This window comes from Stenotrophomonas sp. GD04024 (assembly GCF_029837545.1).
Lineage (GTDB): Bacteria > Pseudomonadota > Gammaproteobacteria > Xanthomonadales > Xanthomonadaceae > Stenotrophomonas > Stenotrophomonas forensis.
This window is the reverse complement of sequence record NZ_JAOEDV010000117.1, coordinates 1-10,200: the sequence shown is the minus strand read 5'-3', so window position 1 is coordinate 10,200 and position 10,200 is coordinate 1. Positions and strand designations below refer to the sequence as shown.

The window sequence follows — 10,200 nt, the reverse complement described above, 5'->3', positions numbered from 1 at the left end:
CTGGCAGCAGCCGGGATGCCGTCGGTCGCGGCCGGGGCGGCGGCGGCCACCTCGTCCTCGTCCTCGTCGATCGAGGCATCCATGCGCTCCACCGCCTGCAGCTTCTCGTCCTTGGACAGGCGGATCAGGGTCACGCCCTGGGTGTTGCGGCCGACGCGGCTGATTTCCGAGCCACGGGTACGCACCAGGGTGCCGCCATCGGAGATCAGCAGGACTTCATCGCCGGAGCCCATCAGCACCGCGGCGACCAGCTTGCCGTTGCGCTCGGTGGTCTGGATGCCGATCACGCCCTGCGTGCCACGACCCTTGCGGGGGTAGTCCGGCAGCGGGGTGCGCTTGCCGTAGCCGTTCTCGGTGGCGGTAAGGATGTACTGCACGCTGGCGTCGTCGGCGCCGTCGATCACCGCATCGCCATTGGCTGCGATTTCCTCGACACCGTTGTCGTCCTCGTTCTCGTCCTCGCTGCCACCGGCACTTTCGGCCACGATCAGGCTGACCACTTCCTCGCCCGCCGGCATCTTGATGCCACGCACGCCGGTCGCGGTACGGCCCATCGAGCGGACCTTGTCCTCGCCGAAGCGCACGGTCTTGCCGTTGGAGGCGAACAGCAGGATGTCACGCTCACCGTCGGTCAGGCCGACGCCGACCAGGGCATCGCCCTCGTCCAGGTTGATCGCGATCTTGCCGCGGGCCAGGCGGAAGGCGAACTCACCCAGCGGGGTCTTCTTGACCGTACCGTTCTTCGTGGCGAAGAACACGAACTGGCCATCGGCGTATTCGCGCACCGGCAACACGGCCTGCACGCGCTCGCCCGGCTCCAGCGGGATCCAGTTGATGATCGGGCGGCCGCGGGCGTTGGAACCGGCTTCAGGCAGCTGGTACACCGGCAGCCAGAACACCTTGCCCGAACTGGTGAAGGTCAGCAGCGTGTCGTGCGTGTTGACCAGCCACAGCTGTTCGATGAAATCCTCTTCCTTGGTCGCCGCCGCACTACGGCCACGGCCACCACGGCGCTGCGCGCGGTACACGCTCACCGGCTGGCGCTTCACGTAACCGGCGTGCGACACGGTGACCACCACGTCTTCCGGCGCGATCAGGTCGAGGATGTCCAGGTCTTCTTCGCTGTGGCGGATCTCGGTGCGACGCTCGTCGCCGAACTCCGCCTTGACGTTGACCAGTTCCTCGCGGATCACCTGCAGCAGGCGGTCGGGATCTTCCAGGATGTGGATCAGCCCGGCGATCACTTCCAGCAGCTGCTTGTACTCGTCGGTCAGGCGGTCCTGCTCCAGCCCTGTCAGGCGGTGCAGGCGCATTTCCAGGATCTGGGTGGCCTGGATCTCGGTCAGCTGGTAGCCGCCCTCGATCAGGCCCACGCCCTTGGGCAGGTCTTCCGGACGCGAAGCTTCGGCACCGGCGGCGCCCAGCATCGCACCGACCAGGCCTGGCTCCCACACGCGTGCCAGCATGCGCTCGCGGGCTTCGTTCGGGTTCGGCGAGGTCTTGATCAGTTCGATCATCTCGTCGATGTTGGCCAGCGCGACGGTCAGGCCTTCCAGCACGTGGGCACGGGCGCGCGCCTTGCGCAGCTCGAACACGGTGCGGCGGGTGACCACTTCGCGGCGGTGGCGGACGAACGCCTCCAGCATCTGCTTGAGGTTCATCAACTGCGGGCGGCCATCGACCAGCGCCACCATGTTGATGCCGAACACCGACTCCATCTGCGTCTGCTGGTACAGGTTGTTCAGCACAACCTCGGCAGATTCACCGCGCTTGATCTCGATGTAGATGCGCATGCCGTCCTTGTCGGACTCATCGCGCAGCTCGCTGATGCCTTCGATCTTCTTTTCCTTGACCAGCTCGGCGATCTTCTCGATCAGACGCGCCTTGTTCACCTGGTAAGGAATTTCAGTGACGATGATCGATTCGCGGCCGTTGTCGGCCACTTCGATATCGGCCTTGGCACGGATGCGCACGCGGCCACGGCCGGTGCGGTAGCCGGCGACGATGCCGGCGGTGCCGTTGATGATGCCGGCGGTCGGGAAGTCCGGGCCCGGGATGTACTCCATCAGGCCGTCAACATCGATGTCCGGGTTGTCGATCAGCGCGATGCAGGCGTTGATCGATTCGCTCAGGTTGTGCGGCGGGATGTTGGTCGCCATGCCCACTGCGATACCGGCCGAACCATTGACCAGCAGGTTCGGGAACCGGGTCGGCATGACCGTCGGCTCCAGTTCCTTTTCGTCGTAGTTGGGCTGGAAATCGACGGTTTCCTTGTCGATGTCCGCCATCAGCTCATGCGCCAGGCGCGACATGCGCGCCTCGGTGTATCGCATCGCCGCGGCGGAGTCGCCGTCGATCGAACCGAAGTTACCCTGGCCATCGACCAGCATGTAACGCAGCGAGAACGGCTGTGCCAGGCGCACCAACGTGTCGTACACCGACTGATCGCCATGCGGGTGGTACTTACCGATGACGTCACCGACGATACGCGCCGACTTGAAGTAGGGCTTGTTGCTGTGCGCGTTCAACTCGTTCATCGCGAACAGCACGCGACGATGCACCGGCTTGAGGCCGTCGCGCGCATCCGGGAGCGCGCGGCCCACGATCACGCTCATGGCGTAATCGAGGTAGCTCTTGCGCATCTCGTCTTCCAGGTTGACCTGGATGATTTCCTTGGCGGTTTCTGCCATTCGGGTTCCGTTGTCTGGTAGCGGTCCAGTCCGGCGCAGCCCTCTGCGGGAGGGGGTCGTGCCGGAACCTCGATTCAACCTGTGGATACTACCACAACAGGCCGTTTTCCGCCTCCCTTTACGGGGATTTTACCGGCACAAATCAGGAACTTAGGGGTTGCCGGCCAGCGGCCGGCACGACCCGGGGGCGGAGGTCACGCTGCCCCTCCCCTGCGCTTCAACCGCCGAAGGCGGCGCGCATGTTCTCCACGGTCGGGTTCAGGATCACCCCGCGCTCGGTCACGATGGCGTCGATCAGCTCGCCCGGGGTCACGTCGAACACCGGATTCCAGGCGGCAATGCCCTCGGCCACGGTGCGGGTGCCGCCCACGCCGTACAACTCGCCCGGGTCGCGCTGCTCGATCTCGATCTGGCTGCCGTCCACAGTCTCCATGTCCACGGTCGAGGACGGTGCCACGACCATGAACCTGACGCCGTGGTGGCGGGCCGCAATGGCCAGCTGGTAGGTGCCGATCTTGTTGGCGGTATCGCCATTGGCGCAGATGCGGTCGGCGCCGACGATCACCCACTGCACGGCGCCGGTCTTCATCAGATGCGAGGCCGCCGAGTCGGCGATCAGGGTGGCGTCGATGCCATCCTGCTGCAGCTCCCACACGGTCAGGCGCGCGCCCTGCAGCCACGGCCGCGTTTCGCCGGCGAAGACACGGGCGATGCGGTGCTGGGCCATGCCGGCACGGATCACGCCCAGTGCGGTACCGAAGCCGGCGGTGGCCAGCGAGCCGGTATTGCAATGGGTCAGCACCCCGCTGCCAGCGTCGATCAGGCCCGCGCCCAGCGCCCCCATGTGACGGTTGGCGGCCAGGTCTTCCTCGGCAATGGCCTGCGCTTCCGCGGCCAGCAATGCCTTCCAGTCCGGGCCGGCAGCGTTCAGGCAACGGCGCATGCGTGCCAGCGCCCAGGCCAGGTTGACCGCGGTCGGACGCGAAGCGTTCAAGCGCTGCAGCGCCGGCTCCAGCTGCTGCAGTGCCTGCATGCCATCGGCCGCCTGCACGTCACGTGCCGCCAGCACCACGCCCCAGGCAGCCGCGATACCGATCGCCGGCGCACCGCGCACGGTCAGTGCGTGGATGGCCGAGGCGACCTCGTCACTGTCATGGCAGACCACATGCTCGACCACGAACGGCAGCTTGCGCTGGTCCAGCAGTTGCAGGGCATCGCCGGTCCACAGGATCGGGCGGATGTGGTCGTAGCGGGCGTAATCGATGTCGGAGGCAGTGTTCATGGGCCCATTGTAGGGCCACGCCCGGCAGCGTTGGAGCCTGCCCGGCTCAGTTCACCAGGAATTCGGCGCGGCAGCCGCCGTCCACCCAGATCCCGTTGCGGTTCCAGCCCCAGGTGCTGCCCTCCTCGCACGGCGTGTTGGACAGCTGCTCGGAGACGGCAGCCCCCACCGAGATGCTGGCACCGCAGAAGCGGCGCTTCTTCGACTTGGATTCACAGGTCAACCTGCGCGGCACATCGACGAAGCGGCCCTCATCATCGGCCACTTCGAAATCGCCCTGGCAACCGCGGCTGGTCCACACCTCATTGCGCTTGTAGCCCCAGCCCTGCCCTTCCCGGCACGGCAGCGCCGACAGCTGTCGCAGCAGGCGGACCGGGGCGCCATCCAGGCGCACCGGGCAGCTCTGCGGGCGGCCGTTGGATTCACACCGCACCACGCGACGGACCAGGCGCTTGCCTTCAGTGGCCGCAGCCGTGGCGCCGGCAGCGCGACGCGCGCGGAACTCGGCGCGGCAGCCCAGGGTGACCCAGACGCCACTGCGGTCGGTCCCCCACTCGCTGCCACGGATGCAGCTGCTGTTGGACAGCTGGCGGACCAGGTCGACGCCATTGCTGACATCGATATCGCAATGCACCCACGCCATGTCACGCGATTCGCAGGTCACCACTGCATCGTCGTAGCCAACCTGCTGGGCAGACGCCGAGGACGGCAGCCAGGCACCCCAGAGCGCGATGGAGTACACCGGAGCAGCGACGACCGCAAACCAATTGACCAATGCCTTCCCCAACAGGAGTGGACGAATTCCGATGCCAGTGTCTCGCATCTGCCGTGATAAGAGCATCATCCTGCTTGCCGAAGCAAGCGCGCGAACGCAGCAATCCGTTCAGTCTTCGATGTTCAGCAAAGCGCTGCGCTCACGCATGGGCGAAGTCGTAGGCCAGCACATCGGCAATGCGTGGCGTGCGGTTCATCGCCATCAGCAGGCGGTCGACGCCGACGGCGACGCCGGCACAGGCCGGCAACGACGGCAATGCGGCCAGCAACGCTTCGTCCAGCGCCGGCTGCACCTGGCCGCGCTCATGCCGACGCTGCAGGTCACGCTGGAAACGCGCACGCTGCTCGTGGGCATCGTTCAGTTCGTGATAGCCGTTGGCCAGCTCCACCGGCCCCAGGTACAACTCGAAGCGTTCCGCCAGCGGCGGCGTGCCGGGGCGGATGCGGGCCAATGCTGCCTGGCTGGCGGGCCAGTCATGCACCACGGTCATCACCGCGTCATCGAAATGCGGCTGGATATGGTGGGTCATCAACAGATCCAGCCAGTCATCGCGGGTCAGGCCGACCGGATCGATATGCACATCGCCCAGTGCGGCGCGCAGTGCGGCCTCATCGGCGTCGAACGGGTCCACGCCCACATGCTGCTGGAACAGCTCGCGGTAGCTCAGAACGCGCAGGGATGCACTGCGCCCGACCAGGGCCAGCGCCTGGCCGACCAGCTCGGCGGTTTCCTGCACCAGCCGGTGGTGGTCCCAGCCGACCCGGTACCACTCCAGCATGGTGAACTCCGGGTTGTGGCGGCCACCGGCCTCGCCGTTGCGGAACACCCGGCCCAGCTCATAGCAGTCGCCAACACCGGCCGCCAACAGGCGCTTGAGCGGATACTCCGGCGAGGTGCGCAGCCAGCGGCGGCGGCCGCCGGCATCGACGTGGCCGGTGAAATCGGTATGGAAGCTGTCGATGTTCGGTTCGGTGTTGCCCGCCACCGACAGGATCGGCGTCTCCACCTCCAGCACATCGCGCTCGGCGAAGAAGCGACGCACCAGCGCATTGAGTGACGCGCGCTGCTGCAGCGTGCGCAGCAGGGCCGCGCTCACAGGATCCCCTCCGGACGCGGATGGTCCAGCGGCAGGGTCAGCAGGTCACGGGTGTCATCGATGTAGCCGCTGGCCAGGTACAGGCGGCGCGCCAGTTCATTGTGGTGGTTCACTTCCAGGCGCAGCCGGCTGACGCCCCGCCCGCGGGCGCGCTGTTCGCAGATGGCCAGCGCCTGCTTGCCACGGCCACGACCGCGCGCGCGATGGCTCAGGTACAGCTCGTCCAGCAGCATGAAGTGGCCGCCCTGTTCCAGGCTGAAGCCCATCGCGATCACCGCGTAGCCCACCACGTCAGCCGCCTCGTCCAACCACAGCAGCACTTCGCCGTTGCGCGGGTCGGCCAGCAGTGCATCCACGCCGCGACGCACGCGCGCATCATCGAAGTCGATCCTGTCTTCGGCATAGAACTCGCGCATCAACGCGATCAACCGTTCCTCGTCGGCGCGGGTGGCGAGGCGGAAATCCAGCGGGGCGGTCTGCATCGGTGTTCCTTTGTGTTTCAGGCCGGGCGCGAGGCACCCGGCGAAGTCATCATTCGTGTTCGGCGAGGTAGGCCAGCAGTCGGTCCTCGTCCCACACCGGCACGCCCAGCGACTGCGCCTTGTCCAGTTTGGAGCCCGCCTCGGTACCGGCCACCACGAAGCTGGTCTTCTTCGAGACGCTGCCGGAGACCTTGGCACCGAGTGCCTCCAGGCGCTCCTTGGCGGCATCGCGGGTGAGCTGGGCCAGGGTGCCGGTCAGCACCACGGTCTGCCCGTCCAGCGGGCCGGCCACGATCTCGGCCAGCGCCGGCGCCTTGGCCAGGATCAGCTGCATCGCCTTTTCGGCCGCCAGCAGCATCACGCCATGACCTTCGGCGTCCAGCCACTGCGCCAGGCCGCGCGCGGTGTCGTCCGGCAGGCCCGCGTTGACGAACTGGCCATGTTCGGCATCCAGCACCGCCTGGGCGCCCGGCAACGCCGCCACCAGCTTCTCCGCGCGCAGGCGCGTGATTCCGGGGATTTCCGATTCAACCAGCAGCTGCGCAAGATCCAGGCCTTCGCGCAGCTTTGCACTGGGTGCATGCACATCACTGATGCGCACCTGGCCGACCTTCAGCAGGTCATCGATGGCCTGCTGGTTGCCCTGCTGCTCGAAGAAATGGCCGAGCGAGCGGGCCACTTCGCCACCGATGTCGGGCACGCGCTTGAACAACGGCCACGGCAGGTGGCGGATCAGCTCCAGATCACCGAACCACTGCGCCAGCGCCTTGGCCGTGCTCTCGCCCACGTGTTCGATGCCGAGCGCGAACAGTAGTCGCTCCAGCGTGGCGGCGCGGCTTGCATCGATCGCCGCGATCAGGTTGTCGGCCCACTTGGTGGCGATCTTCTTCGTGTTCCAATCGAAGCTGGCCGGCTGTACCAGCGCCTGTGCGCGCCAGCCCGGATCAGTGCCATCCAGTTTGAGCACCGCGTTGAGCACCGCACCGCTGCCTTCGGCCGGCAGGTGCAGTTTCAGCGCGGCGGCCAGTGCGGAAGGGTCTTCAGCATCCAGCACCAGCTTCAGGTGCAGCAGCTGGTCGCGGTTGAGGCGGTACAGGTCGGCCACGCTCTTGACGATGCCCGCGTCGACCAGGGTTTCAATGTACTTGTCACCCAAACCATCGATGTCCATCGCGCGGCGCGAGGCGAAATGGGCAATGGCTTCCTTGCGCTGTGCCGGGCAGGACAGTTCGCCCGAGCAACGCCATGCTGCAGCGCCTTCCTCGCGCACGATCTCCGAACCGCACACCGGGCAGCGCGTCGGCATCTGCCATGGCGTGGTGCCCGGCGGGCGGCGGTCGAGGATGACGCTGACCACTTCCGGGATCACGTCACCGGCGCGGCGAACGATCACGCTATCGCCCACGCGCACATCCAGCCGTGCGATCTGGTCGGCGTTGTGCAGGGTGGCGTTGGACACGATCACACCGGCCACCGCCACCGGCGCCAGCCGCGCGACCGGCGTCGCGGCACCGGTGCGGCCGATCTGGATCTCGATCGCCTCCACGGTGGTGCTCTGTTCCTGCGCCGGGAACTTGTGCGCGATGGCCCAGCGCGGCGCACGCGAGACGAAGCCCATCGCCTGCTGGCCGGCGCGATCATCCAGCTTGTAGACCACGCCATCGATGTCGAACGGCAGGCCATCGCGGCGCTCACCGATATCGCGGTAATAGCCGAGCAGGCCGTCGGTGCCTTCCACCACCTTGCACAGCGCGCTGACCGGGAAGCCCCAGGCGCCAAGCTGGGCCAGCGTGCCCGAATGGGTGTCGGGCAGTTCGCCGCCCTGCACCTCGCCGGTGCCGTAGGCGAAGAAGCTCAGCCTGCGCTGCGCGCTGATCTTCGGGTCCAGCTGGCGCAACGAACCGGCGGCGGCATTGCGCGGGTTGGCCAGCACCTTGCCACCCTGCTGGCGCGCACGTTCGTTGTAGGCCTCGAAGTCGGCGCGGGCCATGTAGACCTCGCCGCGCACCTCCAGCACGTCGGGCCAGTTCTTGCCATGCAGGCGCTTGGGGATGTCGCCGATCTCACGCAGGTTGGCAGTCACGTCCTCGCCGGTACTGCCATCGCCGCGGGTGGCGCCCAACACGAAATGACCTTCTTCGTAGCGCAGGCTGATCGCCAGGCCATCCATCTTCGGCTCGGCCGAGAACTGCAGGCTGCGACGGCCCAGGCGCTCATCGATGCGGCGCACGAAGTCGGCCACTTCCTCATCGCTGAAGGCATTGGACAGCGACAGCATCGGCACCGCGTGGCGTACTTCCGGGAAACGGCCGGAGGGACGGGCGCCGACCTGCTGGGTCGGGCTGTCGGCACGTGCCAGCTCCGGATGCTCGCGCTCCAGCGCTTCCAGCTCGCGCACCAGCCGGTCGTAGTCGACGTCGGGGATCTCCGGCGCATCCAGCTCGTGGTAGGCGCGGTTGGCCTGGGCGATCTGCCGGCGAAGTTCTTCGGCGCGTTCGGCGGGGCTGGGGCTCATCGGGATCCGGTGGTTCTGGGATGGCCGGGAATTCTACCGCGCCCGGCCGTCAGGCCCTGTAACGCCGGCGCCCTTTGTAGAGTCGAGCTTGCTCGACTGGCGCTCCCCCGCCCTGGCAGGTGCCAACCTTGGTTGGCACATCTCCGGATGAGCATGGCTCGACTCCACAAGGGCGGTCCGTCGAGCAAGCTCGACGCTACAACGTGGGCTTGCCGCCCATCACCACCAGCGTTAGCGTGCGTCGGTTGCCCTCTGGAATCCCGCCCGTGACCCTGCCTGCCTCCCGCCGCCACTTCCTGCAGCTGGCCGGTGCCGGCCTCGCCTTGGCGGGCAGCGGCCTGCCTCGCCTCGGCCAGGCACAGCCCGCCGCTGTCGTGGCGCCTGCCCCTGCCGACGGCGCCGTGCTGCTGAATTTCAACGAATGCCCCTACGGCCCCTCGCCTGCAGCACAGCAGGCGGCGCGCGACAGCATCGCCCAGTGTGGCCGCTATCGCTTCGCGCTGGCGGGCCAGGTCCGCGACGCCTTCATCGAGCAGGCGCACATTCCCGCCGACCACGTGCGCCTGTACCCCGGCTCCAGTGAACCACTGAACCGCGCTGCCACGCTGTGGACTGGCCCGCAGGCGGGACTGGTGGTGGCCGACCCCACTTTCGAGACGCTGGGCGAGGTTGCTGCCGCGCACGGTGCGCACGTGCAGAAGGTGCCGCTGCGCGACGACGGCGCACACGACCTGCGCGCGATGGTCGCTGCCGCGCACGCACGCCCCACCGGGCTGCTGTACGTGTGCAACCCGAACAACCCGACCGGCTCGATCAGCCCGCCGGATGAGCTTGCCTGGCTGTTGGCCCACAAGCCGGCGTCGACCCGCGTTCTGGTCGACGAGGCCTACCTGCAGTACAGCGAGCAGCCGAGCCTGATCACACAGGTTGCACAGCGCGATGACCTGATCGTGCTGCGCACGTTCTCCAAGCTGTACGGCATGGCCGGCCTGCGACTGGGCGTTGCGGCGGCCCATCCCGACCGCCTGCGTGAGCTGGCCAGCCTCGGCGACAACCCGTTGCCGGTGCCCGCACTGGCGGCGGCACTGGCCAGCCTTCGCGACCCGCAACTGATCGCGCAGCGACGACTGCAGAATGCGAAGGCACGACAGACCACCCTTGCATGGCTGGGCAAGCGCGGCTTCAGCTGCCTGCCCTCGGAGGCAAACTGCTTCGTGGTCGATGTCCAGCGCGACGGTGGCGCCTTCGCCAAGGCCATGGCGGAGAACGGCGTGGTGATCGGGCGCAGCTGGCCGATCTGGCCGCAGCGCGTGCGCGTCACCGTGGGCACCGAAGAGGAGATGGCGGCATTCCGCCAAGC

The 10,200-nt window shown here is 67.4% G+C and carries 7 protein-coding genes; 1 reads left to right on the top strand and 6 read right to left on the bottom strand.

The annotated features are described in order from the left end of the window. The 6 genes from gyrA to ligA all read right to left on the bottom strand — a co-directional run. On the bottom strand, nucleotides 1-2,690 hold a 2,690-nt coding region (gyrA, locus tag N7590_RS21060), incomplete at its 3' end, for a DNA gyrase subunit A (protein ID WP_279935865.1). A gap of 217 nt (nucleotides 2,691-2,907) precedes the next feature. Beyond that, a complete protein-coding gene (mtnA, locus tag N7590_RS21055) occupies nucleotides 2,908-3,972 on the bottom strand; it encodes an S-methyl-5-thioribose-1-phosphate isomerase (protein WP_053450213.1) in 1,065 nt (354 codons plus the stop codon). 46 nt (nucleotides 3,973-4,018) lie between these two features. After that, nucleotides 4,019-4,747: a DUF3011 domain-containing protein gene (locus N7590_RS21050; protein WP_164240954.1), complete on the bottom strand. Its 729-nt coding sequence runs from the start codon at nucleotides 4,745-4,747 to the stop codon at nucleotides 4,019-4,021. A gap of 139 nt (nucleotides 4,748-4,886) precedes the next feature. Then, nucleotides 4,887-5,843 (bottom strand): EF-P lysine aminoacylase EpmA, encoded by a 957-nt coding sequence (gene epmA, locus N7590_RS21045; protein WP_053450215.1) that lies wholly within the window; start codon nucleotides 5,841-5,843, stop codon nucleotides 4,887-4,889. Next, the gene (locus N7590_RS21040; RefSeq protein WP_053450216.1) at nucleotides 5,840-6,325 is read right to left on the bottom strand and encodes a GNAT family N-acetyltransferase; all 486 of its coding nucleotides are present in this window, start codon (nucleotides 6,323-6,325) and stop codon (nucleotides 5,840-5,842) included. Before N7590_RS21040 ends, epmA begins: the two co-directional genes overlap by 4 nt. A 49-nt stretch (nucleotides 6,326-6,374) precedes the next feature. Continuing rightward, nucleotides 6,375-8,846 carry an NAD-dependent DNA ligase LigA gene (gene ligA, locus N7590_RS21035; RefSeq protein ID WP_204275094.1) on the bottom strand — a complete coding sequence of 824 codons (2,472 nt, stop codon included), beginning with the start codon at nucleotides 8,844-8,846 and terminating at the stop codon, nucleotides 6,375-6,377. A 260-nt stretch (nucleotides 8,847-9,106) separates the two neighbouring features. Here ligA and N7590_RS21030 point away from each other — a divergent pair. Then, a partial coding sequence (locus N7590_RS21030) for a pyridoxal phosphate-dependent aminotransferase (RefSeq protein ID WP_279935864.1) occupies nucleotides 9,107-10,200 on the top strand: 1,094 nt, incomplete at its 3' end.

What these genes read in the sequence shown, in the direction of transcription:
- mtnA (WP_053450213.1), bottom strand. Translation starts at nt 3,972, where the DNA reads ATGAACACTGCCTCCGACATCGATTACGCCCGCTACGACCACATCCGC.
- N7590_RS21040 (WP_053450216.1), bottom strand. Translation starts at nt 6,325, where the DNA reads ATGCAGACCGCCCCGCTGGATTTCCGCCTCGCCACCCGCGCCGACGAG.